Source organism: Zoogloea dura (genome assembly GCF_012927165.1).
Taxonomy (GTDB): Bacteria; Pseudomonadota; Gammaproteobacteria; order Burkholderiales; family Rhodocyclaceae; genus Zoogloea; species Zoogloea dura.
Genome location: NZ_JABBGA010000001.1, coordinates 191,109 through 217,205, shown reverse-complemented (window position 1 = coordinate 217,205; position 26,097 = coordinate 191,109). Strand labels below are relative to the sequence as shown.

Sequence of the window (26,097 nt, the reverse complement as noted above, 5' to 3'; positions counted from 1 at the left end):
GGTGGCAGTGGAGCTCGAGCCCGTCGAGACGTTGCTCTTGGTGCCCAAGGAGTTCCCAGACCGGTACCGCATCATGGTCGTGCGCTGACCGGCCGCCCGCTGCTCGGCTTGCTTTGCCAGGCTCCGCCGTACTGCCCACCGGGCGATACGCGACACCAGCCAATAGAGGGCGAGGCCCAGGGGTACCGGGCTGGCCGCGATCAGGAAGTCTGTGGCGCTCATGCAGCCGCCCTCCTTACCGCAAGCTGAGGCGCATTCAGGCGGAGAAATCCGACGGCCATCAACGGATCGACGCTATTGCCGACCATGCGCACCTGGGCCGATTTCGAGAACCGTCGGCCGTCATGTCCCCGGTCGATGATGTAGCTGTCCGGGAAGTCCTGCGCCCGGAAGAGCTCGCGCGGCTCGAGCATGCGCAGGCCGATGTCGACGATAACGTAGGGCGTGCCCTTGATCGTCACGGTCACAAGGGCCATGCGATCCTTCGTTGTGACAGTGGTCATTGGGTCGCGCAGGTCCGACCATTGGCCGCCTTCGCCGTAGTAGCGCATGAGAAAGGCGGCAGTACGTAGGGCGCCGTTCTGTTCTTCTGGCGAAAGAGTGCATTCCACCAGCGCGTGATGCTCAGCCCCAGCGGTGATCGTCGGCAGCGGATCGGCCGCAGCAACGCCGACGCAGTTCTTGCGCAGGGTCATCAAGTGCGCCGACACCAGTTGCTGCTGGCTGCCGGTGTTGGTGACCGTGCTCATGGGCTGGCGCGCGTCGTGGCCCGGCGTGGTGTTGAATCCGCCGTTGGCCTGCATGAGGTAGGCAGCAGCGACAGCGTGCTTGCCGGTGCCCACGACCGTGCCGAGGGGCCGCCCGACATCCAGAGCCCGCGGGGCCTGGCCCTCTCGCTCCCCGTAGCCGGTCTGGACCAACACAGCCGCGGCCAAGGCCTGGCCACCACCGGAGGCAGTCACCGTACCGATGGGCCCCTGAATATCGTTGCAGCCGTAGCTCCAGCGCGCTGCGCCTGGCTTGCCTTCGCCGTGCCCGGCCTGAATGAGGGTCGGCGCCACCAGGGCCCGACAACCACCCTTCTCCGTGGCAATCGTGCTGATCGGCTCCCCTACTGGCTCCAGCTTCCCGCCGTGGGCCATGTTCACGATGAACGGATCCCCGTTCTGCAGCACATAGCGCACGATCCCACGGGCAATCCGGCGCAAGGTCGCATCAGCCAGCGGGCGCTGGCGATCGAGAATGCTCGCGCAACCGATGGACCAGTCGATGCAATCCGCCGCCGGACGCCAGCGGCGCTGCCCGCGCGCCGGCTTCTTGAAGTGCGTCGGCTCCTCCCACAGGATCGGCTGGCCCGTGCGGCTCGCGATCATGAACAGGCGTTCGCGGGTCGTGTGCCCGCCATGGTTCGCAGCGACAATCAGGCGCTTGTCGACCGTGTAGCCCAGGCCCTCAAGTAGGCGCACGAACCGGCGATAGGTATGCCCTTCCCGCCGGGGGTCCGGTACCAGGAACTGGTTCTCCACCGTCACGCGCTCGCCAGCTGCTGCCACACTGCCATCCAGCTTCACGACCCGGCCGGTAGCTGCGTCACGCTTCGCGATCAGCGGCCCCCATTTCAGGAACTGCTTGACGTTCTCAAGGCTGATCACGTCGGGCAGCACTTGCCCAGCCCAGCGGACGCCAACCCATGCGAGCGCACGGATCTTGGCACTGCGGGGCTGGCCGCCGCGGGCCTGGGAGTGATGGGTGCAATCCGGCGAGAGGTGCAGCCAACCCACCGGCCGGCCCTGCGTCGCACCACGTGGGCACACCTCGAAGACGTCGGCCACGAAGTGGCGCGTCTGCGGGTGGTTGTGCCGGTGCAGGCTCAAGGCGTCATCGTTGTGGTTGATCGCGATGTCCGGGCTTCGGCCCCAAGCCATTTCCATCGCCACCGACATGCCGCCGCCACCGGCAAACAGGTCCACGATGAGCTTCTCGTCCATCAGAAGGCGGAGCTGTGAAGTCACGGCAGCACCTCCCCGACCCACTCCGAGACGCCGGCCAGCAGCTCCGGGCTCGCGATCATCAGGATCACCAGCACGATGAGGACCCACAGCAGCGCGTCGGCGGCGATCACGGCCAGCGCCTCCCAGTTCAGCCTAGGCACACGGGGGTGCGTGAAGGCCCGGGAAGGAATGTCCTCTCGCGGCGCCAGCTCGAGCACCTGGGGCGCGGGCCGGATCTTCTCCGGGTCCATCTCCACGGTCAGGGTCTGGATTTCGGGCTTCATGCGCCCTTCCCCACCGGAACCGGACCAGAACCAGACTCATTCAGAGGCTGGGCCGGCGCCAATGCGTCACCGATGATCTTGTCAGCGTGAAGACGCCCGAAGATGTGCGCGGCCATGACCCACCGCCGATACTCGTCCACCGTCTTCCCCTCAAGGACAGCAAGGGCTTGCTCCGCTGCATCGAGGGTCATCCCTGGAGCCCCGGGATATGTCCGGCTCAAAGCGACGATGCAACCGTTCAGGTGCTCGTCGATGAGGCTGCGGATGACTTCGGCGCGCGTCGCCGTCGGCGTGTGCTCGCGGAAGGCCTCAGCCGCGTCGCTGATGTCGCACAGAAGGCCAACCGGAACGTCAGCGCTGATCCGTTCGGTGTTTTTGCCGTCCGAGCCTGATCGACCGCTCCGGCTAAATGAGATGGGTGAGTTCATCGAGCGCTCCGCTCAGCTGGTTGGGTGTTGGAGAAAAAGACCCCGAGGCCCGAAGGCCTGGGATTGAAGCCGCCCGCGTTGAAGGAGGAGACAGGGAGGCGCGGGCGGGGAGAAGAGATGGGACGCGGATCAGGCGGCCTCCTGGGATGGAGGCGGAGCGCACGGGATGGCCTGGAAAACCTCAGGCCTCGCCAGCTTGAGAAACTTCAGTCGTGCCCGCGGAATGCCTTTTGTCCGCCACTCCGAGACGGAAGGCGGCTTGACTTCGCAAAGCTCAGCGACGGCAGAAGTCCCGCCTAGCGCGTCGATGATCTCGGAGGGAGAGGTGATCTTGTCCATGAACAAATGTTAGGCGCACCTAATCGTCAATGTCAAGCACACCTAACTCTCAGCAAATTAGGCTTGCCTACATGAGCACACTGTCAGAACGAATGAAGGAAGCGCTGGATGAAGCCGGGGTAAGCCCTGCAGACCTCGCGCGGGCATGCCAAGTCAAGCCGCCATCGGTCAGCAATTGGCTGTCCGGGGAAACCAAGTCGCTCAAGGCATCCACAGCGATCCGAGCATCGGACTTTCTGGGCGTCAATCAGCTTTGGCTCACAGAAGGACGTGGCCCCAAACGCCCGGCCGACGAAACACTGGGCAAGGATAGCTTGACTACCACGCCGACCAGCATCGGCGCAATGAAGCTTGCCACTGTACATTCACCCAGTATGGGTAACAATGTGGTCGTTATTCGGCACTACGACACAGGCGGCGCGATGGGAGACGGAGGCGTCATCCTGAGAGATCAGCCTGGTCTGATCGAGAGCTGGACCGTGACGCCCGAGTGGATTCAGAAGAACATCAAGAACTGCAGCGCCGCTGCGAACCTCTGTGTGGTCACAGGGTTCGGCGACTCGATGCGCCCGCTCTACGAACCAGGTGATCCCCTCATCGTGGACACCGGTGTGAAGCAGGTCGACTTCGACGGGATCTACTTCTTCCGCGTGGGCAATGAGGGGTTCATTAAGAGGTTGCAGCGCATCCCCGGCGAGGGACTGGTGGCCATCAGCGAAAACAAGGCTTACCGGGAATGGACGATTCGCGACGGCATGGACTTCGAGGTGTTCGGCCGGATCGTGAAGGCCTGGCGGAGCGAGGATTACTGAGATCATCCTGATCTCTGCCCTCTGTCTCCTGTCAGGACTCAGGTCCTTTCCTAAACTGCTTTGAACAAACCTCGCCCAAAACTAGATTGAGGTTAATTATGCCAATTCGGGCTCAGTTTCACCCATAAATAGCCCACTTGGCGCGACCAGTCTTGGCGAGAGCACTAGAAGTTCAGAGGCTTTTCGCTTTACTTGGGCGTAATAGGTCAAGCCTTTTCGATACAGGGGAAGCCCCATATACAAATTTTCAATCTCAGGGGTGTCGTCGTATGTAAGCATCCATGGAGAATCTAGGCCTCTAACCAGCTTCGCCAAACGAGCGTGATCCGCAGCTTCATAAAAACTTAGATAGAGATCCCGCCCTTGCGCATAATAAGGCGGATCAATATTTATAAGCGCTCTTTTCGGAAGAAGCTTATTCCAGCGAATCAGGCACTGCTCCGCATCTAGCTGACTTAACTGAATCACTTCACGGTACGAGTGAATCCTCTGAATTTTATTGATCAAATCTTCACGGTTAAAGCGACAGTCTAGCTTGTAACTACCATTCTGATTTTTTCCACCAATTACTCCTCCCTTAAGAATTCCCGATCTATTCGTTCTATTTAGAAATAGTGTAGAAAATGCACGGGCCTGTAGATCGGCGGCCCTATCTTGAATAATCTCTCGCTGGCGAAACCACTCCTCTATTGTGACTTTAGTTTTGAGAATCTTTTCACACAGTGGGTCGGGCTCATGCACAACGGCATACCAAAACGTGTAAATCGCTGGATCTACATCGTTTAGCCACACCTCACTCATGTCTCCATTAAGCAGCAAGCGCCAAGCAACACCCGCCCCTCCTGCGAACGGCTCTGCGTAAACCCCCCGCATCAGATCATTGGATCGAACGAGATCCAAGACAAAAGGTGATAGTTGGGTCTTCCCGCCAGGATAGCGAAGTGGAGAATCAGTTATAGGCATTTGGCCAACTTAACAAAATTATAGAAAATTGACCAGAAGAATTTAAACACCATCCATTAATCATGCAGCGAGTCCAGCATGTAACGGAGCGCAGGCTCCCAAGTATCGAACACGGCTAATAGCTGCTTACGGACAGGAAAGGTGCTTCCGTGAACAGCAGTTCCTAGCGTGTGCAAGCTATGTGGAATGTGCTTCTCCGAACTTGCTTGACTCAATACCAATTGAATATTCCGTGGAGCGTTCTTGTCCCTAGCTTTGTTGGCACACAACTGACTGAGATCGGCATCATTTTTGTGCTGGTGATTGGGATTGCTGTGGCGAATATAAAGAACAAGAATTCTCTCCACAAACGCACGAAGAAGGTAATTCGCTGCAAACTCGTGGTCTTCTATAGGCTGCCTTAGCATCTCTTGTCGCAGCCTGGACAGGACTTTATCCTGAGTCTTAACGGTAAAGCTGCTTGTGATGAACTTATTCCGAAGGACTGGATTAGGGGCGCTCCGAGATCTACTATTTGATGCACTAGAACGCTCCGCCAAAGACTTATCTTTTTGGGGATCAGGAGGAGGAGAAGGATTTTCTAGGCGTGTGGTCGGTGTCAATCCATTCGTCGCGAGATCGCTGACGTATGCGTCACAATCTTTGGCCTTTGCTCTTGAGTTTACACGAGGAGCCCCACCGCCTTCGACGGCAATACTATCCAACACAAAACGTTGAAGCACGGCATCAACTTCATCAGGATCATGAGTGAAAATTAGCTCACCATCATCGCTGACTTCACCCAGACCAAAAATAGATCGGCGGGTTTTATTGTTTAGATACCGCGAAAGTGTAGTAATAGGAACACCAGCACGCTGCTCCTCATCAATTAAACCTATCGCCCGCAAGCGCTCCAGAATCAGCAATGCAAGAATATCAGCCTTGGCTGTAGTATTGGACGTGGACCTTTTTGATGCCCTAGCTTTTGCATTTGTGCTCCATTCTCTGATCCCCTTACCCCCCTGCGCGCCTAGATGTCGTAGCTCAATCCATGGCTGAGCATCATCGCGATCCCGAAATAGGAATACGTGCACATTCTCAGGCAACTTTGCTTGATTTGCTATTCTCTTGAAAATGGACCGATAAGCTTGAGTTGGCGCCCGCTCTGGATCTGACAACAATATCATTGCACAAGTACGACGATTTCCCTCTACCGCAATATAGTGCCCTGGCAAGCCCTCATGGTTCACTACCCCCATTACATCAAAGGGACTCATCGCACCACGCTTAGCGATATCAGCAGCAAGAACAACTAGTTGTTCATCACACAGCTCGGCAATTATTTCGGCCTCTCGGTGCTTCATTTCATGGCGAGGATTCTCCCCATCAAGATGAACCAGTTTTGCAGACACCGTGTGATATTGATTAACCTTTAGATTTCTAGCGATGGTGGTTTTAGCCATAACCTTGTCAGCGAATATTCGGGTTGTCGAGCTTTTCACATAGAAGAGGAACTAAATTCATCATAAAAATTGAACCCTCTTAGTTCAATCTACAGTTCGAGCATACAAGTCTATTGCCGTTCAGCTTATGATCAACTTCTCGCATTCGATTGGGAAAATGTCACTAATAGACTGAGCATTAGCAATGCTCTTTCTCGTACTCGCCCTCGCATCACAAAGTCAGTACTGACCTCTCCGACGCGACATCTGACATAGCTTAGGTGTATCGCCCGCCCCTGATTCAACACAGCTTCCCCTCTCGAGTAGGCCTTCGCTCGATCGCTTGCTCGCTCACGTTCAGCGCTGACGAGGTATCGCACAAAATGTTAGGCATGCCTATTGACATGCTAGTTAGGCTCACCTAACCTTTACTCCATCAACCACCCGATGGAGCAAGCGAACACCACCCCACACCTGCACTTCACCCGGCTACGCCCGCCGGGCCCCTTCGGGGGGACGACACACGTGCAGCTGAGCGCGTGCAAAGCGGCGATCAGCAACCCTGACCCAACGAGCGATCTCGGCGGAATACGCAGGATTGGGCGGCCGCCATGAAGCGATGCGCGGCGCCGGAAAACGTAACCGGCTGCCACCCGAGTACGGCCTCCCAAGAGGCTTTACCCGAGTGGGAACGGGTACCGGGGCGCCCTTTTAGCCCCCTCTATATGCAAGGAAACACCATGACTCAGAACATCGCCAACCACGACTTCATCGTCCTGATCGACTTCTCCGGCTCGATGGCCACCATCGATTCCGGCCAGAAGCTGTCGCGCATCGATCGCGTGAAGGAGTCCGTACTCGGTCTGGTCAGCGAGCTGGCGGCCGTGGATGAAGACGGCATCGAGATCATCACGTTCGGCAGCGAGTCCATCCTGCTGACCTCCGGCGTCAAGAACGCCGAGGTCCTGAACTCCGTCTTCTCCCGCCGCGTTGCCGGCGGCACGCCGACCGCCGAAGCCCTCGCCAAGGCCTTCGAGGTTGCCGGCAAGTCCGACAAGCCCGACTTCATCGTGGTCTTCACCGACGGCGAACCCAACAACCGCCAGGCGGTGAAGGACGTGCTCATCAAGCAGGCCAACAGCCAGAACGCCGACGGCGACCTGACCGTGCTGTTCATCCAGGTGGGCAACGACACGGCGGCAGGCGCTTTCCTCGACGAGCTGGACGACGCGCTCATCGGCGCCAAGTTCGACATCGTCGACAAGAAGACCCAGGCCGAAGCCGACGCCTACCCGACCCTGGCGGCCCTGATCGCGGACGCGATCGATGGTTGATCTGATCCTGGCGGCCAGCTTCGGGGCTGTCTTTTACGGCGGCTTCAAGCTGGGCAACCGCTTCAAGACCCTCAGTGACGCGGCGAAGGCCGCCGTGGATCGGCTCAACAGCTGATCGCTTCAAGGCCGCTACGGCGGCCCCACCCGCATGCGGCTTCCCGAGAGGCTGCAACCGAGTGGGCCCACAACCACCATCAACCTTCTGAGGATCACGTCATGAACCCTCGAATCTCCCTGGAACGGCGCCGGTTCAACGAACGCCGCCGGCAGCCGATCCACAAGATCGTGGCCGAACGCATCGTGTTGCCCTGCGTCATCACCTTCGCCGGCGGTGTGCTGTTCGCCCTGCACTTCACTCCCGCGCCCCCGATTGACCTGAGCTGCCAGGACACGGCGGCCAAGATCGCCGAGCACCGGACCGTCGTTGCGCAGGGAGGTCAGCAATGAACCCCGCCGCCATCCCCGGCCCGGGTGACGCCGCCACCTGGGGCCCCTGCAACAGCCCCCGCGATCCGCGCTGGACGGATGACGACGAAGTCACCCCCGACGATCAAGTCGAGGCGATGCGCGAAGCGCGGGATTACGTAGGCCTCGCCGAGACCGCCCTGAGCCAGAAGAACTTCAAGCGCTACCGCGAGCACCTGCAGAGCGCCCTCGAGATCCTTCAATCGCTCGCGGGGAGTGACGAATGAGCCGCTTCGCCGTCGGTCATGCGGCCTTCGAGATCGACTCCCTGCCCTCCCAGCCGCAGGTGGCCATCTGCCACGGCTTCTTCGTGACTCCGGCGAGCCGCGGCAAGGGCATCGCCCACCAGGCGAAGAAGGCACAGGCCGAGATCCTGAAGGGCCTGGCCTACGACTACGCGATCTGCACGGTGCTCGCCGACAACGAGGCCCAAAAGCACGTGCTGGAGAAGGCCGGCTGGGAGTGCATCGCCGAGTTCTATTCCGCCCGTCAGGACGCCCAGGTCGAGATCTGGGGTCACGAAATCAACTATGGAGGCAACGCCAAATGAACGCACCGCAATCCGTCGGCCAGCTCGACCGAAGCACCTACCTGGGCGGCTCGGACGTGGCCGCAATCTTGGGCGTTTCGCCCTGGACCACGCCCTTCATGCTTTACCAGAAGAAGACCGGCGCCTACATCGAAGAGCTGTCGCCGGCCAAGCGCCGCATCCTCGAGCGCGGCGCGCGCTGGGAGCCGATCGTCCTCGAGATGATGATCGACGAACTCACCGACCGCGGCCACGACGTCGAACTGGTCGCGTCGAACCGGCGCTACCTGGATCCGGAGTGCAACTTCCTGGCTGCCGAGATCGACGCCGAGCTGCTCGTGGACGGCGAGCCGGTGAATGGCGAGATGAAGACCGCTGGCTACTTCGCCGCCGGCGCTTGGGGCGAGTACGACAGCAACGAGGTGCCCATCTACTACCTGGCCCAGGTGATGCACGGCCTGATGATCCAGCCTCGCCAGCGCACAGTGATCGCCGCCGTCACCGGTTTCGACGAGCGCCCGATGATCCGTTGGGTGGATCGCGACGAGGAGACCATCGCCGCCATCCGGGCCCGGGAAATCGAGTTCTGGCAGCGCATCCAGTCGGGCGAGGCCCCTGATCCGGTCACCCCCGATGACGTGAAGTGGCTCTACCCGAAGGACTCAGGCGCCACGCTGGAGGCCGACATCGAGCTGCTGGAGGCCTGCGGCGACCTGAAGGCGCTCAAGGCCAACGCCAAGGACCTGGATGCGCAGATCGAGCTGCTCGCCACCAAGGTGAAGGCCCGAATGGGTGAAGCAGCTGCTCTGCTGGGGCCGAACGGCAAGCCCATCGCCACCTGGAAGACCAACAAGGCCGGCAGCAAGACCGATTGGCAGGCCGTGGCCACTGAGGCCGGCGCTGACGCTGCCCTGATTGCCCATCACACCAAGACCACCCCGGGCGCCCGGCCCTTCCTGATCAAGTAATCCGAGGAGCACACCATGAGCACAGCCGCTCAACTGCGCACCGTCGCAACCACAATGACCGGCCGCGAGATGGCCGAAGCCTCCCGCAAGACGGCGGCCGAAGCCGGCAGCGCCACCGTCAAGAAGTTCTTCGAAGCCAACCGCGGCACCCTGGAGGCGCTGCTGCCCAAGCACTTCGACAGCGAGCGCATGCTCAAGCTGGCCCTGGGCGCCCTGCGCACCACCCCGAAGCTCGCCGGCGCCAGTCTTTCCTCCCTGCTGGGCTCCGTCGTCACCTGCGCCCAGCTGGGCCTGGAGCCGAACACTCCGCTGGGCCACGCCTACCTGCTGCCGTTCGACAAGCGCGAGAAGCGCGGAAATGAGTGGGTCACGGCCGAAACCCAGGTGCAGGTCATCATCGGCTACAAGGGCATGCTGGACCTGGCACGCCGGTCCGGCCAGATCGTCAGCATCGCCGCCCACGAGGTGTGCGAGGGCGATGATTTCCGCTTCGCCTACGGCCTTGAGGAGGAGCTTGTCCACCGGCCGGCGATGAAGGATCGCGGCGCGGTAATCGGCTTCTACGCCGTGGCCAAGCTGCAAGGCGGCGGCTACTCGTTCGAGTTCATGAGCACCGACGAGGTGAATCACATCCGCGACAAGGCCGCGGAGAAGAACCGGGCCAAGAAGGACAACCAGGGCCGCCCGATCATCACCGGCCCATGGCTCGACAACTACGTCGAGATGGGCCGCAAGACCGTCCTGCGCCGGCTCTTCAAGTACCTGCCCATCAGCATCGAATCCCTGGCGTTCGCGTCGGCCATCGACGGCAACGCCGTCGCTGCGGCTGCGCCGCTGGAGGAAGTCGTCTTCGACGTCAGCCAGCAGCAGGACGCACCGGCCTCGGTTGATCAGGACACCGGCGAGATCCTGGATGGCGCACCAGCCCAGATCGCCCACCAGCCCGAGCCCGAGCGCATCCCCCAGCAGACCCGCCAGGCCGAACCCGAGCCTGTGCGCCAGCAGCAGACCCGACGCGAGGAACCGCCACCGGTGGATGCCGAATGGACGCCCTCCCCCGAAGAGTTGGCCGCGATCGAAGCCCGCGAGCGCGCCGAAGCTGGCGGCCAACCCGAGCAGCGCCAGGCAGCACCGGCCGGCCGCCGCCCGCGCGGCCAGATGAGCCTCGACTGATCCCATAGGCCGGCCATGGCCGGCCCTCCAATCACGTAGGAAAGAAGGAACGCTGCAATGAACGCACCTCAAGACTTTCGCAGCATGACCGCCGCCACCATCGGCAAGGATCTGCTCTCCGCCCTGGTCACCGAGCTCAAGCTGCTGCCCGCCGTGTGGGCGAAGCTGCCCCAGAAGAAGCAGGACGACATCCTTGATCGCCTGCGCGCCAGGGTTGAGTCCAACGTTGGCATGGCCGTGCATATGTTGGCCGCCCAAGGCCGCGTAACCGTCGTTGGCGATCTGGACCAGATCACTATCAAGGACGGCGTGAAGGCAGTTGTGAAGTTCTCGCCTGCGGCGCCCAGTCTGCATCAACTCTACGAGGCCGCCGGCAAGGCCGTATTGGTCATTGTCGCAAGTGGCGAGGATCACACCGGCGGCATGGACGAAGTAAAGGGCGAGGCCGACCAGCGCGCCATGGACTTGGGCCACGAGTATCGCGATGACGACGGTGGCGGCATGGACGACGTCACCATCATTGATGCGGAGTTTGGCCTGCCCGCACCCGAAGACGTCGTCACCAGCCAGGAGCTGGAACAAGCCTTTGAGGATGGCTACCAGGCCGCTGCCGAAGGGAAGCCGGAGTCCGATTGTCCGGTGGTGAAAGGTGCGCTCTGCATCGAGTGGGTCAAGGGCTGGAAGAAGTACCGCGAATTGAACCCGGACGACGGTCTCCCGGCGGACCAGGAAGAGGAGTAAGCAGCATGAACCTCAAACTCTTCTACGACACCGAAACCACCGGCCTGCCCGACTTCAAGGCCCCGTCCGAATCCGCGCACCAGCCCCACATCGTGCAACTCGCCGCCCTGCTGGTGGATATGAACACGCGCGAGACCATCCAGAGCATGGACGTGATCATCCGACCGGACGGCTGGACGATTCCGGATGACGTTGCGGCCGTTCATGGCATCACGACCGAGCATGCAGCCGAAGTCGGCATTCCTGAGCGCCTGGCAGTTGAGATGTTTATGGAGTTGTGGTGCCGGCGGCCGCGTATCGCCCACAACCAGCAATTCGACGCCCGGATTGTCCGCATCGCGCTGCTGCGCCACCAGAACCAAGAAGCTGCAGATGACTGGAAAGCGGGGGCCGCGGAGTGCACGGCCATCCTGGCGACACCAATCTGCGCCCTTCCGCCCACCGAGAAGATGAAGGCAGCCCGCCGGTTTCACCACAAAACGCCGAACCTCGGCGAGGCGTACCGGCACTTCACCAGCAAGGAGCTGGAGAACGCCCACAGCGCCATGGCCGACGTGCTGGCCTGCCGGGACGTGTACTTCGCGATCAAGGGAGCGCAGCAATGAAGATCACTCACCTCTCAGCCCAGAGCTACCTCGGCGCCCGCGCCGTGGACCTGACCATCACCACCCCGATCACGATCGTGGCCGGCAAGAACGGTGCCGGCAAGAGCAGCCTGCAGGAGGCCATCCGCCACGCCCTGGGCGGCGACGCTGCCCGGGTGGCCATGAAGAAGGAATTCAAGGCCCTGATTAGCGACGGCGCCGGCTCGAGCTACGCCACGGTCGCCACCAGCGAAGGCGAGTTCTCCATCGTCCTGCCCAGCGGCAAGGGCATGCACTTCGACCACGGCGCCCTGCCCTTCGTGCTGGACCCGGCACGGTTTGCCCGCCTGGACGCCAACGAGCGCCGGGGGTTCCTGTTCGGCCTCTTCAACTTGTCGCCCGACGGCCCAGCCGTGGTGGAGGCGCTGAAGGCTCGCGGATGTGCTGCAGCCAAGATCGAGCAGGTCCGGCCTCTGCTGCGCGCCGGCTTCGACGCCGCGGCGAAGGAAGCCCAGGCCAAGGCCCGAGACGCGAAGGCTTCCTGGAAGACCCTCACCGGCGGCGAGACCTGGGGCAAGGATAAGGCAGCAGGCTGGAAGGCCAGCAAGCCCGAGGAGACCTACAGCAGGGATCAGATCGCACTCGCAGAACGGCTTGTCGCCGAATCGGATGACGCCATTGCCCGCAGCAACCAGCAGATCGGAGAAGCCCGCGCAGCGATCCGACAGCATGTAGAAGCAGCGAAGCGAATCGAGGAACTGCGGGCCAAAGCAGCTCGGCTCCCTGCGCTGCGTGACAAGCTGCAGCGCGACCAGGCAGAACTGGATCAGTGGTCCCCCCGGCTGGCCGAACTCCCGCCGCCAGCCGGCGAGAAACCACGCACATGGGCGTGCCCCTGCTGCGGCGTGATGCTCGAGCACCGAATGGCTGATGGCGCCCTGGTGGAGCACCAGCCCACGGCCAGCGTCGATCCGGACATCGAGATCAAGCGCCAGCAATGGACCGACGCCGTGGCCCTCTATACCCGGAGCGTCGCGAACGACCAGCGGGACATCGCCGACGCGGAGCGGGCCGCCCAGGAGATCGTGGACCTGGAAAAGCGCCTGGGCGATACGCCGCCGGCCGCTGAGCGCCTGGAGCAGGTTCTGGCAGGGCACCAGGCCGACAAGCGAGCCCGGGCGGCCACCCTGGCCCAGATGTTCGAAGCCAATCGCCTCGCCATGCTGGCCGACGAACACACCAAGAAGGCTGCCGCTGCGCACGCTGATGTGCTGGCCTGGCTGGCGATTGCCGACGCCCTGGCCCCGGACGGCATCCCGGCGGAGATGCTGGCCAGCGCCCTGGAGCCGATCAACGAGCGCCTGACCGACGCCGCAGGCATGGCCGAGTGGGCCAGCGTCACGATCACCCGTGATATGGAGATCCTGGCCGGTGGCCGGCCGTATGCCCTGCTGTCCGAGTCGGAGCGCTGGCGCGCTGACGCCATGATCGGCGCAGCCATCGCGGAGCTGTCCGGCCTGCGCCTGCTGGTGCTGGATCGGTTTGACGTGCTGGACGCGAAGGGCCGCGAGGACCTCATCTACTGGCTAGACGCGATGGCCGCGGAGGGCATTGTGGATACCGCCCTGGTCTTCGGGACCATGAAGGCCCTGCCCGCCGGCCTGCCCGAGACGATCACGCCGGTGTGGATCGAGGGCGGCGTGGCCGGTGAGATGCGGGAGGCGGCGTGATGCCCGACAAGACCAAGGACGGCGGCCCGGCGTTTCCAATTCCCGGCTTGCAGAACGATGCCGACTTCAACGGCATGACCTTGCGCGACTACCTCGCGGCGAAGGCGATGCAGGGGTATTTGTCCAATTCGTGGCAGGCAAAGGAGCTGGATTCATTGGTCGAAAGCTCATCCGAACAAATGGCCATTGTTGCCGAGATCTCCTACGCAATGGCCGACGCCATGCTCAGAGCGCGGGAGGATGCATGATGGCCTGCCAATTCTGCGCAGACGAGGATGGGAACTGCCTCTTCCCCTACTACGGAGCAGCCCCGCACACCTGCTTCTACAAGATCCCTGGCTCGACCATTGGCCAGAGCCAGCCCGATCCGCGGGAGTCTTGGCCGAAGCATTTCAAGGAAGACCCCGACAGCCCGGGCGAAGGGGCCTATCTCTACTGCCCCGAGTGCTTCGATAGGGCCTTCATGCTTGATGAGCACATCGGTATCGGCGCTGCAGGAATGGCAACGGCGAACTGGCACTACGACTCCGAGGGGACGGCGGTATGAGCCCCGCTTTCAAAGAGCGCCCCATCTTCAGCGCCATCGCCGACGCTTCGCCTCGAAAGCTCAGCACCTGGGAGTGGAGCGCCTGCGACATGGCGATGCACGAAATGATGATCGCCAAGGCGGCTGCCCCCTTGCGCGCCATGTTCGAGCTGCTGGCCGATGGTGAAGTGCAAACCATCAAAGGGAAGGCAGTCATGGAGATGCCCGCCGGCTACGGCACCGTCGAATACGGCGAGTGGGTTGAGATCCAGCCGGCCCTGGAAGGCTGGATCGACTGCCTGGAACGGATCGACGAGAAGTTGCCGAATCGCGCGCTCAAGCAGCTTTCCCGCTACCTCGGCGCCGGCCTGACGCTGACGCCCGAGCTCGTTGCTGACGCCCGGCGCGAATTCGATGCCCACCTGCAGCGCATGCGCTCGATGCTGCCCAGCCAGATCAAGAGCGCCGCCACCACTGCCCAGATCGCCTGGGAATTCGAGAAGATGGAGAGAGCAGCATGAACGCCACCGAGAACATCACCACCATCAACGCCGCCCACGGCGTCCTGCTGAAGGCCAAGGATGCCCTTTGCGTCGCCGAGGTAGCCCGGGCCATGGGCACCAGCAAACCCACCGCCAGCAAGCAGTTGAAGGCGCTGTACGACCTGGGGATGATCGAATCGAAGCCGCGGCAAGGCGGGACGCCGTATTACCTGCTGATCGTGGAGCCTCAGGCCGATATGGGAAATCCCATGTCAGAGGGTGAGCAGACACCCGCAGTTTGCGATTCGGTGCAAGTCGCGGGGTCTGCGCAAACCGATAGCCCCAGTGCCGCAGGGGATGGCTCGGCACCCGCTGAGCATGAGGACTTCACGCTCCTGGGCGTGATCGCCGATATCCGTACTGCCGTAGGTGATACGGAAGGCAGGGTCATGCTGGGTGATCTGGCCGGCCACATCGAAGCGATGCTCGGCACCCTGGTGTCCAAGACTGCGGATCTGCAGATCCAGGTGGAAGAACAAGAGGCCCGGATCGGAAGCTTGGTCACCGACGTATCCAACACCCGCAACGCCCTGGCCCATGCGATCAACGAATCGGACCGGCTGCGCAACGAACTGATCGTCGAGCGCCAGGCCCGCGAGGCGCTGCAGGAGCAGTCCGACGCGGTGGACGTGGCCGATGCCGCCGTCGGTTATCTCGTCCGGGCACCGAAGCGCAAGCCGAGGCTGCTCACGAAGCCCGAGCGTGCCCGCGAGGCGGCGCTGGCTGCCGTGCGCGCCGGCGCTGGCCGTGCCGAAGTGCTGGCGGTCGTGCCTGTCGGTATTGCCCGGCGCGGTGCCGAGTGGCAGGGGGTAGCCCCTCAGACCAAAGGAGATTGAGGGTGGAACTGACCATGAGCATGTTTGCGACACAGGCCGACTACTGGAAGGCCAGAGCCGAAAAAGCGGAAGCGGAGCGCGACGCCCTGTTCTCCAAACTGAGCCAGACGACCTTCGCCTCCCGTGATGTGCTGGCCGAGCGCCGCCGGCAGGTAGAGGCCGAGGGCTGGACGCCGGAGCATGACGATGAGCACGTCAATGACGAAATCGCCGCGCTTGCCTGCTTTTACGCAATGCCCCCGGGAGCACGTGAATGGAGCGGTCCGGACGGCTATGGAGACACGCTGGGCGAAGCTATCCGGCCCGATGGGTGGCAGGCAACGACTGGCGACCGCCGCCGAGAACTGGTCAAAGCAGGCGCCCTGATCCTTGCCGAGATCGAGCGGATTGACCGGGCCGCGGCGCGGAAGATCAACGACCAGCCCCCCAAGGATCAAGAAGAGTGACCAATCCGAAACGACTCTACGTCACCCTGGAAGAGGCTGCCGAAATCGTATCGCTGTCCGCATCCACCGTACAGGAACTCGTCCGAAAGAAGGACTTCCCCGCGCCTCGGATGCTATCCGGCCGGCGCGTAGGCTGGCTGCTACGCGAGGTGGAGGAGTGGGCGGAATCCCGTCCTTTGTCCGATCTGCTCCCTCCCCCCAATACGGGAGCCAAGAAGCCTCGCTTCAGCGGGTCGAAGCCAGTCTCTCAAGATGATCGGCAAGGCGCATGAGCCATGTGACACGCTCGGCATCGTAGGTATGGCGGTTGTACACGCCAACAATGCCGGGCGGCACGTGCCCAAGAATTGCCTCCCCTACCTCATCGGGACATCCCATTGCAGCGAGCATTGTCCGGGCTGTCCGCCTCAGATCATGCGGAGACCAATTCGAAACCGGAAGCCGAGGCCGCTCACGCGCTGGCGTCGTCTCGCTATACGGTTGATGGAAATGCACTGCCACGCCAACCGTCCTCTGATCGATCGACTTGCCGGGAAGGCCCCTGGCAGGAAAAAGCGGCCCGTCCCCGTATCGTGCTTTCCTGCGAAGAATGACGTCCTGAGCACGGCCAAACAGCGGAACGCGCAGATCGACAGCCTGTACCCGATGAACGTTTTTCGTCCGCTCCTTCGGGACTGTCCACCACCAAATCCCACTGGTTTCTTGCTGTATTTCGTTGCCCGCCATTCCGCAGATTTCAGATCCCCGCGTTCCCGTCCAAAGGTACAGAACCAGTGCATCCTCAACGATGGAAGTGAAGTTCGGCAACCACCGGATCAATTGGATAACTTCACCTTCGGATAACACGCGCTTGGCCAGCCCAATGCGCTCGCCTCCCTGCACCTTCCCGCGCGAGCGAATCTTTCCCTTCAAGATGCGCCGCCACCAGTTCGGCGTAGTTTCGGGGAGCGCGCCTGCGTCAATGGCATAGTCCCAGGCGGCACCGAGTTCCATGCGGAGCTTTTTCGCCTGCACAGGGGCCTTCTCGGCCCAGGCTTGGATGAGTTCGAACGCCTGGGCCCTGCTCAAGGTATGGGCGGGAACCTGGCCGATATCCCCCAGCATCTTGTCGAACATCCGCGCCACCTCGTCGGCGCCCTTCTTAGCCCGCGCCAGCCTGACGTATCCACGGTAGTAGTCGTTACACACCGTTGCGACGGTATAGGCCGCAGCCGACTTCTCAGCAGCCTTGGCGGCCGCCCCCTCGGCCCGTACTCGCCGAGCCTCCTGTTTCGCTTCCGCTGGGTCTTGGCCGGCATTCCTGGCCAAACGTAGCTTCTCCCACTCGGCAACGGCGGAATGCACCGACATCGCAGGCCATTCGCCGACCTTCACCTGCTTCATTTTCCCTTCAGCATTCTTGAAACGGTAGATCCAGCTCTTGCCGGCAGATGACGAGACGAGTCGCAGTCCAGGGAAGTCCGGACTGGTAAGATGCCTCCCCTCCGGAAGAGCTTTCATGACTCTTGCGTCGAACATATTGGCGTAGCTTTTAGGTTTCCACCGAGCTGGCGTAGGTTGGCTCAGACCAAGCTGGCGTAGGTTCATGTTTTTCGAAGCAAGAAACCTACGCCAAAAAGGCAAGTGTTAGCAAGTTTCATCATTAGTAGATACCAAATAGGCAGGCCCAAGTGACACAGCAGATCGCCCCCGAAAACCGCATAGCTGCTGGAAATGGCGCTAGAAATCAGCTTCTTTCCGAGGATGAGATCCTCCGCCACACCCCGATGATGCAGCAGTACCTCCGCATCAAGAACGACCACCCCGATACCCTCCTTTTCTACCGCATGGGTGACTTCTACGAGCTGTTCTTCGAGGACGCCGAGAAGGCCGCGCGGCTGATGGACATCACCCTGACCACCCGTGGGGCGTCGGGCGGGATGCCGATCAAGATGGCCGGGGTGCCGCATCATGCGGTGGAGCAGTACCTGGCGCGGCTGGTCAAGCTGGGCGAGTCGGTGGTCATCGCCGAACAGGTGGGCGAGCCCGGGGCCACCAAGGGGCCGATGGAGCGGGCGGTGTCGCGCATCGTCACGCCGGGCACGCTCACCGACGCGGCCCTGCTCGACGACAAGGCCGACGCGCCGCTGCTGGCGGTCAACCTGCACCGGGGCGTGCTGGGCCTGGCTTGGCTCAACCTGGCCAATGGCGATTTCCGGGTCATGGAGTGTGACGCGCCGCAGCTTGCCGCTCAGTTCGAGCGCCTGCGCCCGGCCGAGGTGCTGATCCCCGACGGCCTGCGCCTGCCCTTGCTGGAGCACCTGGCACCCAGCCTGCGCCGCCTGGCTGACTGGCAGTTCGACGCGGAAACCGCGCGGCGCCTGCTCACCACCCATTTCGGCACCCGCGACCTGGCCGGCTTCGGCGCCGACGAGATGCCGGTTGCGCTGGCCGCCGCCGCCGCCCTGTTCGACTACGCCCGCGCCACCCAGCGCCAGGCCCTGGCCCACATCACCGCCCTGGTGGCCGAGCGGGACAGCGCCTACCTGCGCCTTGACGCCGCCACCCGGCGCAACCTGGAACTCACCGAGACCCTGCGCGGCGAGGCGGCCCCCACCCTCCTCTCCCTGCTCGACAGCTGCGCCACCAGCATGGGCTCGCGCTGGCTGCGCCATGCGCTGCACCACCCGCTGTGCGACCGCAACGCCGCGGCCCACCGCCACATGGCCGTGGGCGAGCTGGGCGAAGGCCCGGTGGAACCGGTGCGACGCATCCTGCGGGGTGTTTCGGACGTGGAGCGGATCACTGCCCGGGTGGCCCTGCGCAGCGCGCGTCCCCGTGACCTTTCCGCCCTGCGCGACAGCATCGGCCGCCTGGCCGAATTGCGTGCGGCGCTTGGCAACCCGCAGGCGCCGCTGCTGCTGCAGATGCTCGACGAGCTGGCCACGCCGGAAGCCTCGCTGGACCTGCTCAGCCGGTCCATCGCCCCGGAGCCGTCCACCGTGCTGCGCGACGGCGGCGTGATCGCCGAAGGCTTCGATGCCGACCTGGACGAGCTGCGCGGCATCCAGACCAACTGCGGGGCCTACCTGCTGGAGCTCGAAGCCCGCGAGCGCGAACGCACCGGCATCGCCAACCTGAAGGTCGAGTTCAACCGGGTCCATGGCTTCTACATCGAGATCTCGGCGGCCAACGCCGCCAAGGGCGAGCTGCCCGACGACTACCGCCGCCGTCAGACCCTGAAGAACGCCGAGCGCTTCATCACGCCGGAACTGAAGGCCTTCGAGGACAAGGCCCTGTCCGCCCAGGAACGCGCCCTGGCTCGCGAGAAGCTGCTCTACGAGGGCATCCTCGAACAGCTGGCCACCGACATTCCGCGCTTCCAGCGCATCGCCCGCGCCTGCGCCCTGCTCGACGGTCTGTCGGCCTTTGCCGAGGCCGCCGCCCGCTATGGCTACGCCATGCCGGTCTTCTCGGAGCAGCCCGGTGTCGAGATCACCGCCGGCCGCCACCCGGTGGTGGAGCGCCAGGTGGAGAACTTCATTCCCAACGACTGTCGTCTCGACCCGACCCGCCGCATGCTGCTGATCACCGGCCCGAACATGGGCGGTAAATCGACCACCATGCGCCAGGTGGCGCTGATCGTGCTGCTGGCCCACGTGGGCTGCTTCGTGCCGGCCTCGGCAGCCCGCATCGGCCCGATCGACGCCATCTTCACCCGCATCGGCGCATCGGACGACCTGGCCTCCGGGCGCTCCACCTTCATGGTGGAGATGACCGAGGCCGCCGCCATCCTGCATGGCGCCACCGAGCGCAGCCTGGTGCTGATGGACGAGATCGGCCGCGGCACCTCGACCTTCGACGGGGTCGCCCTGGCGGTGGCCATCGCCCGCCACCTGCTCGACAAGAACCGCTGCTGGACCCTGTTTGCCACCCACTATTTCGAGCTGACCCGCCTGGCCCAGGACTACCCGGAATGCGCCAACGTGCACCTGGATGCGGTCGAGCACAACCACGGCATCGTCTTCCTGCATGCCCTGGAGGAAGGCCCGGCCAGCCAGAGTTACGGGATCGAGGTGGCAGCCCTGGCGGGGATTCCATCGGCCGTCGTGCGCGACGCCAAGCGCCGCCTGCGCCGCCTGGAGAACCGGGAGATCAATGCGGGCCCCCAGGCCGACCTGTTTGCCAGCCTGCCCGCCGAAGAGCCGGAGATCCCGTCCCACCCGGTACTCGGCGCACTGGCGGAGATCGACCCAGACGCCCTGACGCCACGCGAGGCGCTGGAAGCCCTCTACAACCTGAAGCGTCTAACCGCGTCCTGAGCAATCACTGCTGCTTCGGGCGCATCCGCTCCAGCACCGTCTCGAGGGCCTTGCGCACGCTTTCCGCTGCCGACTCGACGCCGTCGGTGGCCGCCGCCTCGGTGACCACGTGGTAATGCAGGACCAGCAGGCCGCGCATCTTGTCCCAGGCGATCGGGTTGTCCTGGTTGCACACGTGGGTGTCGCCACGCAGCACCGCCTCGGCCACGCCGGGTTCCAGCAGCTGAACGCCGCACAACTGGGCCAGGCGCGCGATCTCCATGTCGATGGACTCGAGCTCCTGGGTAAAATTTTCAAAGGTGGACATGTTTGATCCTGTGGGTCGACATGGCTATTTTGCAATGCAACAAAGGATACACCCGATTCTCAATGCCCATCCCCATCGACATCAGTGAAGAAGGCGGCGTCCGCTACCTGCATTTCGGCTCCGAGTGGATCCAGGGCGCGATGCGTCTGCGCAAGCCCGACGCCCTTGAACTGGAATACACCCGCGAGATGCTGGCTGGCCTGCTGCTGCGGCCGCAACCCTGGCCAGCCCGGATCCTGCTGATCGGCCTGGGCGCCGGCTCGCTGGTGCGCTTCATCCACCGCCACCTGCCGGAAAGCCGCACGACAGTGGTCGAGATCGCCGCGGAAGTCCACGCAGTAGCCAGCCAGTACTTCCGCCTGCCGGACGAGGACGAACGCCTGGAGGTCGTCATCGCCGATGGCGCCCGCTTCGTCCACACCGACCCGCGCCAGTGGGACCTGATCGTGGTCGACGGCTTCGATCGTCACGCCCGTGCCGGCGAGCTTGCCACCCAGGCTTTCTACGAAGCCTGCCGCGCGCGGCTGACCCCGCAGGGCCTGCTCAGCGTCAATCTGTTCGGCCAGTTGCGCGGCTTCAAGACCCAGCTGCAGCGCCTCCGCAAAGCCTTTGATGGACAGGTGGTCGACCTGCCGGAGTGCGAAAGCGGCAACGTGATCGCCCTGGCCGCCGCCAGCCCGGCGCAGGCCCCTGTGCCGCTGGATCAACTCGAGGCCCGCGCCCGTGAGCTCAAGACGAACACCGGCCTCGACCTGCTGCCCACCCTGCGCCGGCTGAAGAAGGCCGGGCGCCTGCCGGACGGAGCGCTCCACCTGTGAGCCTCGAGCGGGTCGATTGCGTCGTGGTCGGAGCCGGTGTGATCGGCCTGGCCTGTGCGCGCGCCCTGGCCCGGCAAGGCCACGAAGTGCTGATCCTGGAAGCCGCCGCGAGCTGGGGCAGCGGCATCTCCAGCCGCTCCAGCGAGGTGATCCATGCCGGCCTCTACTACCCCGCCGGCTCCCTGCGCGCCCGCCTGTGCGTGCCCGGGCGTGACGCACTCTATGCCTACTGTGCGGAGAAGCATGTTGCCCACCGGCGCGTCGGCAAGCTGCTGGTGGCCACCGACAGCGCCCAGCTGCCCCGCCTCGACGCCATCGCCCGGCAGGCGGAGCACAACGGCGTGTCAGGCCTGAAATACCTCGATCCTGCCCAAGCACGCGCGCTTGAACCCGCCCTTCACTGCGCCGGCGCCCTCCTCTCCCCCGACACCGGCATCATCGACAGCCACGGGCTGATGCTCGCCCTGCTGGGCGATGCGGAAGCCCATGGCGCAAGCCTGGCCACCCACGCCCCGGTACTCGGAGGGCGGGTCCACAGCGATGGTTTTGTGCTGGAGGTGGATGGAGCAAGCCCGCTGACCCTGCATGCCCGCAAGCTGGTGAACGCAGCCGGCCTGGGTGCCCTGCCGCTGGCCCGCCAGTTGACCGGCCTGCGCCACGAAACACTGCCGCAACCGCGCTACGCCCGGGGCAATTACTTCGCCCTGCAGGGGAAAAGCCCTTTCAGCCACCTGATCTACCCCGTTCCGGAGGCCGCCGGCCTGGGTGTTCACCTCACCCTTGATCTCGGCGGGCAGGCCCGCTTCGGACCCGACGTGGAATGGGTGGACAGCCCGGGCTACAGGGTGGATCCGGCCCGGGCCGAAGCCTTCTATCCCGCGGTGCGACGCTACTGGCCAGGGCTGCCTGACGGCGCGCTGGTGCCGGCCTATGCCGGAATCCGCCCGAAGATCCATGGCCCGGACGAGCCCGCGGCAGACTTCCGGGTGATGGGCCCGGCCGAGCATGGGCTGCCCGGCCTGGTGCAACTCTTCGGGATCGAATCGCCAGGCCTGACCTGCTGCCTGGCGCTGGCCGATCATGTGGCCGGCCTTATCGGAATGCCCTGAGCGGGGCGGTCTGAGCTAAAGAGCCTCGTTCAGGCCGCCGGCGGCGGCGCTGGCGGCAGCCACAGGCAGTGGCCCTTGTTGGCCTTGGCAATCTCTCCGAGCACCTTGTCGTGGCCTTCCAGCTCCTCGGCCGAGGCACGCAGCACACGCAGCGGGGGCCGCTCGATGGGCAGTCCGCCAAGGCCGTCGTCGAGCGGGTTGGCCGGCTCGTCGTCGAGGGACATGATCAGGCTCTCCTGGCCGCGCGTCATGGCCAGATACACATCGGCCAGCAGCTCCGCGTCCAGCAGCGCGCCGTGGAGGGTCCGGTGGGTGTTGTCGATCTCGTAGAGCGAACACAGGGCGTTGAGGGACGCCTTCTTGCCCGGGTTCTGCTCCTTGGCCAGCTTGAGCGTGTCGATCACGCTGGGGCACAGCGCATTCAGGCTGGGGCGCTTGAGCAGGCTCAGTTCGTAGTTCAGGAAGCCCACGTCGAAGCTGGCGTTGTGAATCACCAGCTCGCCATCCGCCACGAAGGCCTCAAACTCCTCGACGATGTCCTTGAAGAGGGGCTTGTCCACCAGGAATTCGTTGGTGATGCCGTGCACCGCGATGGCACCGGCGTCGATCTCCCGCTGGGGATTGATGAAGACATGGTAGTGGCGGCCGGTGAGCTTGCGGTCGACCAGCTCGACGCAGCCGATTTCGATGACCCGGTCACCGGTCTTCCAGTCGAGACCCGTGGTTTCCGTATCGAGGACGATCTGTCTCATGCCTGTTCTCCCTGTGCTTCAACAATCCGGCCGGTCTTGCGCACGGCATCGACGCCGCGGCGCGCCAGGGCGTCGGCACGTTCGTTCTCCACATGGCCGGCGTGGCCCTTCACCCACAACCACTTGATCTGGTGCCGGCCGGCCTCCTCGTCGAGGGCCCGCCACAGGTCTTCGTTCTTGACCGGGGCCTTGGAGGCGGTTTTCCAGCCACGCGCCTTCCAGCCGTGGATCCACTCCGAGATGCCCTTCTGGACATACTGGGAGTCGGTATGCACCCGCGCCGTCACCGGGCGCTTGAGGGCTTCGAGGGCACGGATCACCGCCAGCAGCTCCATGCGGTTGTTGGTGGTGGCCGGCTCGCCGCCCCACAGCTCCTTTTCGTGGGGGCCCGAGCGCAGGATAGCGCCCCAGCCACCTGGGCCCGGATTACCGGAGCAGGCCCCGTCGGTGAAAATATCAATCTCTTCCAAAATCACTCTCTTCAGTCGTTTTTCGGGGAAAGTCCCGTGAAGAACTGCCCGCTTTCTGGATCAGCGGTGCCAGGGCGCGAGCACGGGCCTTGCGGTCCCATTTGGGCATGATCAGGCGCATGCCCTGTACCCGCTTGATGGCGTGGATCACGTAAACCCCGCCGCCGATCGGCCACCAGCGGGCACCGGCCCGGTCCATCAGACCCAGGCGGTCGATCCATTTCTGTTGCTCCACAGCCGGCATGAAGCAGCCCGAAGCCTGACTGCCGGCCTCGAAACTGAGCAGCGCCAGCCAGTCGCGGATGCGCCGCACCGACAGGTACTGGCCATGCCAGGGATAATCACCACACTCCCGCGCCAGCCGGCGCCTGAGCCCGAACAGGCTGAACGGATTGAAGCCGGCGATCACCACATGCCCCTCCGGCACCAGCACCCGCTCCACCTCCCGCAGCACCTGGTGCGGGTTGGCCGCAAACTCCAGCACGTGGGGCAGCACGACGAGATCCAGGCTGGCGGCGGCAAAGGGTAGCGCCGCATGGTCGGCCTCGACCTGAACGTCGCCGGCCCCGGCCCGGAAGCGCAGGGGCATCCGGTTGGCACGCAGGAAGTCTGCCTCGGGCATGCCCAGCTGGACAGCGTTGTAGCCGAAGATGTCGCTCACCAGCGCATCGATGCGCGCCACCTCCCAGGCCATGACATAACGCCCCAGCGGGGTGTCGAGCCAGGCGTGCAGACCGGGAAAGGATTCAGAGGGTGACATGGCGATGCGGGCAGGCGGAGACGGGCTGGAAATGGCGGATCCAGATTATAGCGCCGCAGCTTGCCAAGCTCGGCCCCGATGCTTGCCCGCGCTCGACTTGAGCTAAACTACGTACAATGTTTTGACTGCACAGCGTGAGAAGACACCGCCATGGATGCACTTACCTTTTCCTACACCCGGGCTCACCTCGCCGATGTGATGCGCAGCGTGAATGAGGACCGGGCGCCGGTATTGGTCACGACTCAGCGTGGCAAGCCGGTGGTGATCATGTCGCTCGATGACTACAACGCGCTTGAGGAAACAGCCTACCTGCTCAGAAACCCCAAGGGCGCCAAGCGACTGCTGGAGTCCATAGAGCAGCTGCGTTCGGGCAAGGGCAAGGGGCGCGACCTGATCGCCGACGATGCAACTGAAGTTCTCTGATCACGCCTGGGTCGATTACCTGTACTGGCATGAAACCGACCGCAAGCAGGTCCGGCGGATCAACATCCTCATTGAAGACATCCGCCGTCACCCGTTCGAAGGAGTCGGCAAGCCCGAGCCGCTCAGGCACCACCTGTCGGGGTTCTGGTCACGGCGGATCGATGGCGAACACAGACTGGTCTACGCAATCGATGGCGACGAAATCCTGATCGCCCAGTGCCGCGACCACTATTAGATGCAGCCCGGAACACATTTACTGGCACACAAAAATGCAGATCATTCCACTCCCCGCGTTTCGCGATAACTATATCTGGCTGCTCCGCCAGGACCGTCTCGCCGTGGTGGTGGATCCGGGCGATGCCGCACCGGTGCGTCGCTACCTGGCCGAACAGGGCCTGAGCCTGGCCGCCATCCTGGTCACCCATCACCACCCCGATCACACCGGCGGCATTGCCGAGTTGCTGGCGGATGCGCCGGTACCGGTTTTCGGCCCCGCCCGCGAGAACATTCCCGGCTGCACCCAGGCGGTCCAGGAAGGCGATGTACTGCAGATCTCCGGGATCGACACCGAATTCCGGGTGCTCGACGTGCCCGGCCACACCGCCGGCCACGTGGCGTACTACGGCGGCAAGCTGCTGTTCTGCGGGGATACGCTGTTTGCCGCCGGTTGCGGGCGGATTTTCGAAGGCACACCGGCGCAGCTCCACGCATCCCTGGAAAAACTCGCCGCGCTGCCGGCCGACACCCAGGTGTATTGCACTCACGAATACACCCTGTCCAACCTGGCCTTCGCCGCCGCCGTCGAGCCGGGCAACGCCGACCTGGCCGAGCGCAGCGCCCGCTGCCAGGCCCTGCGGGCCGCAGACCGCCCCACGGTGCCCTTTGCTCTTGGTGCGGAAAGGCTCTCCAACCCCTTCCTGCGGGTTACGGAGGCTCCGGTGATCGCCCGCGCCGAGGTCGAGGCGGGTGGCCCATTGAACAGCCCGGTAGAGGTTTTTGCGGCCTTGCGCGAGTGGAAGAACCGCTTCTGAGGAGTAGTGCGGTA

33 protein-coding genes are annotated in these 26,097 nt (G+C 63.5%); 23 read left to right on the top strand and 10 right to left on the bottom strand.

Going from position 1 to position 26,097, the window contains the following annotated elements:
* Window positions 1-218: 218 nt before the first annotated feature.
* The 3 genes from HHL15_RS01015 to HHL15_RS01005 are packed head-to-tail and all read right to left on the bottom strand — an operon-like array spanning window position 219 to window position 2,703.
* Window positions 219-1,988, bottom strand: a complete 1,770-nt coding sequence (locus HHL15_RS01015; protein WP_169143953.1) for a DNA cytosine methyltransferase — start codon at window positions 1,986-1,988, stop codon at window positions 219-221.
* Between the two features lie 20 nt (window positions 1,989-2,008).
* Entirely contained in the window at window positions 2,009-2,275 is a 267-nt protein-coding gene (locus tag HHL15_RS01010; RefSeq protein ID WP_169143952.1) for a hypothetical protein, read from the bottom strand.
* Window positions 2,272-2,703 carry a hypothetical protein gene (locus HHL15_RS01005; RefSeq protein ID WP_169143951.1) on the bottom strand — a complete coding sequence of 144 codons (432 nt, stop codon included), beginning with the start codon at window positions 2,701-2,703 and terminating at the stop codon, window positions 2,272-2,274. Before HHL15_RS01005 ends, HHL15_RS01010 begins: the two co-directional genes overlap by 4 nt.
* Before the next feature lie 410 nt (window positions 2,704-3,113).
* Here HHL15_RS01005 and HHL15_RS01000 point away from each other — a divergent pair, with 410 nt between their 5' ends.
* Window positions 3,114-3,854, top strand: a complete 741-nt coding sequence (locus tag HHL15_RS01000) for a LexA family transcriptional regulator (protein WP_169143950.1) — start codon at window positions 3,114-3,116, stop codon at window positions 3,852-3,854.
* Window positions 3,855-3,950: 96 nt separating this feature from the next.
* Here the strand turns inward: HHL15_RS01000 and HHL15_RS00995 are convergent, their stop codons facing one another.
* The gene (locus tag HHL15_RS00995; protein WP_169143949.1) at window positions 3,951-4,817 is read right to left on the bottom strand and encodes a DNA adenine methylase; all 867 of its coding nucleotides are present in this window, start codon (window positions 4,815-4,817) and stop codon (window positions 3,951-3,953) included.
* A 56-nt stretch (window positions 4,818-4,873) separates the two neighbouring features.
* Window positions 4,874-6,259, bottom strand: a complete 1,386-nt coding sequence (locus tag HHL15_RS00990; protein WP_169143948.1) for a hypothetical protein — start codon at window positions 6,257-6,259, stop codon at window positions 4,874-4,876.
* Between the two features lie 719 nt (window positions 6,260-6,978).
* On the opposite strand from HHL15_RS00990, the gene HHL15_RS00985 reads away from it, so the two are divergent.
* The 16 genes from HHL15_RS00985 (at window position 6,979) to HHL15_RS00915 (ending at window position 16,384) form a co-directional block, all read left to right on the top strand.
* Entirely contained in the window at window positions 6,979-7,572 is a 594-nt protein-coding gene (locus HHL15_RS00985) for a VWA domain-containing protein (protein ID WP_169143947.1), read from the top strand.
* Window positions 7,565-7,687: a hypothetical protein gene (locus tag HHL15_RS26730; RefSeq protein ID WP_268967067.1), complete on the top strand. Its 123-nt coding sequence runs from the start codon at window positions 7,565-7,567 to the stop codon at window positions 7,685-7,687. Before HHL15_RS00985 ends, HHL15_RS26730 begins: the two co-directional genes overlap by 8 nt.
* Before the next feature lie 101 nt (window positions 7,688-7,788).
* Window positions 7,789-8,019 (top strand): hypothetical protein, encoded by a 231-nt coding sequence (locus HHL15_RS00980; protein WP_169143946.1) that lies wholly within the window; start codon window positions 7,789-7,791, stop codon window positions 8,017-8,019.
* On the top strand, window positions 8,016-8,264 hold the full coding sequence (locus HHL15_RS00975; protein ID WP_169143945.1) for a flagellar export chaperone FliS: 249 nt from the start codon (window positions 8,016-8,018) through the stop codon (window positions 8,262-8,264). Before HHL15_RS00980 ends, HHL15_RS00975 begins: the two co-directional genes overlap by 4 nt.
* A complete protein-coding gene (locus HHL15_RS00970) occupies window positions 8,261-8,587 on the top strand; it encodes a GNAT family N-acetyltransferase (RefSeq protein ID WP_169143944.1) in 327 nt (108 codons plus the stop codon). Before HHL15_RS00975 ends, HHL15_RS00970 begins: the two co-directional genes overlap by 4 nt.
* Complete coding sequence (locus HHL15_RS00965; protein ID WP_169143943.1) at window positions 8,584-9,534, top strand: YqaJ viral recombinase family nuclease; 951 nt, start codon at window positions 8,584-8,586, stop codon at window positions 9,532-9,534. Before HHL15_RS00970 ends, HHL15_RS00965 begins: the two co-directional genes overlap by 4 nt.
* Window positions 9,535-9,549: 15 nt before the next feature.
* Window positions 9,550-10,707: a recombinase RecT gene (locus HHL15_RS00960; protein WP_206198521.1), complete on the top strand. Its 1,158-nt coding sequence runs from the start codon at window positions 9,550-9,552 to the stop codon at window positions 10,705-10,707.
* 57 nt (window positions 10,708-10,764) lie between these two features.
* Window positions 10,765-11,448: an Rmf/CrpP family protein gene (locus HHL15_RS00955; protein ID WP_169143942.1), complete on the top strand. Its 684-nt coding sequence runs from the start codon at window positions 10,765-10,767 to the stop codon at window positions 11,446-11,448.
* Between the two features lie 5 nt (window positions 11,449-11,453).
* Window positions 11,454-12,053 carry a 3'-5' exonuclease gene (locus HHL15_RS00950; RefSeq protein ID WP_169143941.1) on the top strand — a complete coding sequence of 200 codons (600 nt, stop codon included), beginning with the start codon at window positions 11,454-11,456 and terminating at the stop codon, window positions 12,051-12,053.
* The gene (locus HHL15_RS00945) at window positions 12,050-13,762 is read left to right on the top strand and encodes an AAA family ATPase (protein ID WP_169143940.1); all 1,713 of its coding nucleotides are present in this window, start codon (window positions 12,050-12,052) and stop codon (window positions 13,760-13,762) included. Before HHL15_RS00950 ends, HHL15_RS00945 begins: the two co-directional genes overlap by 4 nt.
* The gene (locus HHL15_RS00940) at window positions 13,762-14,010 is read left to right on the top strand and encodes a hypothetical protein (protein WP_169143774.1); all 249 of its coding nucleotides are present in this window, start codon (window positions 13,762-13,764) and stop codon (window positions 14,008-14,010) included. The genes HHL15_RS00945 and HHL15_RS00940 overlap by 1 nt, the downstream gene beginning before the upstream one ends.
* A complete protein-coding gene (locus tag HHL15_RS00935) occupies window positions 14,007-14,309 on the top strand; it encodes a hypothetical protein (RefSeq protein ID WP_169143939.1) in 303 nt (100 codons plus the stop codon). Before HHL15_RS00940 ends, HHL15_RS00935 begins: the two co-directional genes overlap by 4 nt.
* Window positions 14,306-14,809, top strand: coding sequence for a hypothetical protein (locus HHL15_RS00930; protein WP_169143938.1), 504 nt, complete (start codon window positions 14,306-14,308; stop codon window positions 14,807-14,809). Before HHL15_RS00935 ends, HHL15_RS00930 begins: the two co-directional genes overlap by 4 nt.
* Window positions 14,806-15,666: a helix-turn-helix domain-containing protein gene (locus HHL15_RS00925; RefSeq protein WP_169143937.1), complete on the top strand. Its 861-nt coding sequence runs from the start codon at window positions 14,806-14,808 to the stop codon at window positions 15,664-15,666. Before HHL15_RS00930 ends, HHL15_RS00925 begins: the two co-directional genes overlap by 4 nt.
* Before the next feature lie 2 nt (window positions 15,667-15,668).
* The gene (locus tag HHL15_RS00920) at window positions 15,669-16,112 is read left to right on the top strand and encodes a hypothetical protein (protein WP_169143936.1); all 444 of its coding nucleotides are present in this window, start codon (window positions 15,669-15,671) and stop codon (window positions 16,110-16,112) included.
* The gene (locus tag HHL15_RS00915; RefSeq protein ID WP_169143935.1) at window positions 16,109-16,384 is read left to right on the top strand and encodes a helix-turn-helix transcriptional regulator; all 276 of its coding nucleotides are present in this window, start codon (window positions 16,109-16,111) and stop codon (window positions 16,382-16,384) included. The genes HHL15_RS00920 and HHL15_RS00915 overlap by 4 nt, the downstream gene beginning before the upstream one ends.
* Here the strand turns inward: HHL15_RS00915 and HHL15_RS00910 are convergent.
* On the bottom strand, window positions 16,338-17,612 hold the full coding sequence (locus HHL15_RS00910; RefSeq protein ID WP_235943160.1) for a tyrosine-type recombinase/integrase: 1,275 nt from the start codon (window positions 17,610-17,612) through the stop codon (window positions 16,338-16,340). The genes HHL15_RS00915 and HHL15_RS00910 overlap by 47 nt on opposite strands.
* A 269-nt stretch (window positions 17,613-17,881) precedes the next feature.
* On the opposite strand from HHL15_RS00910, the gene mutS reads away from it, so the two are divergent.
* Window positions 17,882-20,413, top strand: coding sequence for a DNA mismatch repair protein MutS (mutS, locus tag HHL15_RS00905; RefSeq protein WP_408065715.1), 2,532 nt, complete (start codon window positions 17,882-17,884; stop codon window positions 20,411-20,413).
* Window positions 20,414-20,417: 4 nt separating this feature from the next.
* Here the strand turns inward: mutS and HHL15_RS00900 are convergent, their stop codons facing one another.
* Window positions 20,418-20,720, bottom strand: coding sequence for a hypothetical protein (locus HHL15_RS00900; RefSeq protein WP_169143934.1), 303 nt, complete (start codon window positions 20,718-20,720; stop codon window positions 20,418-20,420).
* 62 nt (window positions 20,721-20,782) lie between these two features.
* On the opposite strand from HHL15_RS00900, the gene HHL15_RS00895 reads away from it, so the two are divergent.
* A complete protein-coding gene (locus HHL15_RS00895) occupies window positions 20,783-21,538 on the top strand; it encodes a fused MFS/spermidine synthase (protein ID WP_169143933.1) in 756 nt (251 codons plus the stop codon).
* Window positions 21,535-22,647, top strand: a complete 1,113-nt coding sequence (locus HHL15_RS00890) for an NAD(P)/FAD-dependent oxidoreductase (protein WP_169143932.1) — start codon at window positions 21,535-21,537, stop codon at window positions 22,645-22,647. Before HHL15_RS00895 ends, HHL15_RS00890 begins: the two co-directional genes overlap by 4 nt.
* Before the next feature lie 29 nt (window positions 22,648-22,676).
* Here HHL15_RS00890 and dnaQ read toward each other — a convergent pair whose 3' ends face one another.
* The 3 genes from dnaQ to HHL15_RS00875 are packed head-to-tail and all read right to left on the bottom strand — an operon-like array spanning window position 22,677 to window position 24,629.
* Window positions 22,677-23,399, bottom strand: a complete 723-nt coding sequence (gene dnaQ, locus HHL15_RS00885; protein WP_169143931.1) for a DNA polymerase III subunit epsilon — start codon at window positions 23,397-23,399, stop codon at window positions 22,677-22,679.
* The gene (gene rnhA / locus HHL15_RS00880) at window positions 23,396-23,869 is read right to left on the bottom strand and encodes a ribonuclease HI (protein WP_169143930.1); all 474 of its coding nucleotides are present in this window, start codon (window positions 23,867-23,869) and stop codon (window positions 23,396-23,398) included. Before rnhA ends, dnaQ begins: the two co-directional genes overlap by 4 nt.
* Window positions 23,856-24,629 (bottom strand): class I SAM-dependent methyltransferase, encoded by a 774-nt coding sequence (locus HHL15_RS00875; RefSeq protein WP_169143929.1) that lies wholly within the window; start codon window positions 24,627-24,629, stop codon window positions 23,856-23,858. Before HHL15_RS00875 ends, rnhA begins: the two co-directional genes overlap by 14 nt.
* A 150-nt stretch (window positions 24,630-24,779) precedes the next feature.
* Between HHL15_RS00875 and HHL15_RS00870 the strand changes: the two genes are divergently transcribed.
* Genes HHL15_RS00870 through gloB form a run of 3 tightly spaced genes read left to right on the top strand, consistent with a single transcriptional unit; the run spans window position 24,780 to window position 26,083 of the window.
* Window positions 24,780-25,052, top strand: a complete 273-nt coding sequence (locus tag HHL15_RS00870; RefSeq protein ID WP_169143928.1) for a type II toxin-antitoxin system prevent-host-death family antitoxin — start codon at window positions 24,780-24,782, stop codon at window positions 25,050-25,052.
* A complete protein-coding gene (locus tag HHL15_RS00865; protein ID WP_169143927.1) occupies window positions 25,033-25,287 on the top strand; it encodes a Txe/YoeB family addiction module toxin in 255 nt (84 codons plus the stop codon). The genes HHL15_RS00870 and HHL15_RS00865 overlap by 20 nt, the downstream gene beginning before the upstream one ends.
* 34 nt (window positions 25,288-25,321) lie before the next feature.
* Window positions 25,322-26,083 (top strand): hydroxyacylglutathione hydrolase, encoded by a 762-nt coding sequence (gene gloB / locus HHL15_RS00860; protein WP_169143926.1) that lies wholly within the window; start codon window positions 25,322-25,324, stop codon window positions 26,081-26,083.
* The last annotated feature ends 14 nt before the right edge of the window (window positions 26,084-26,097 follow it).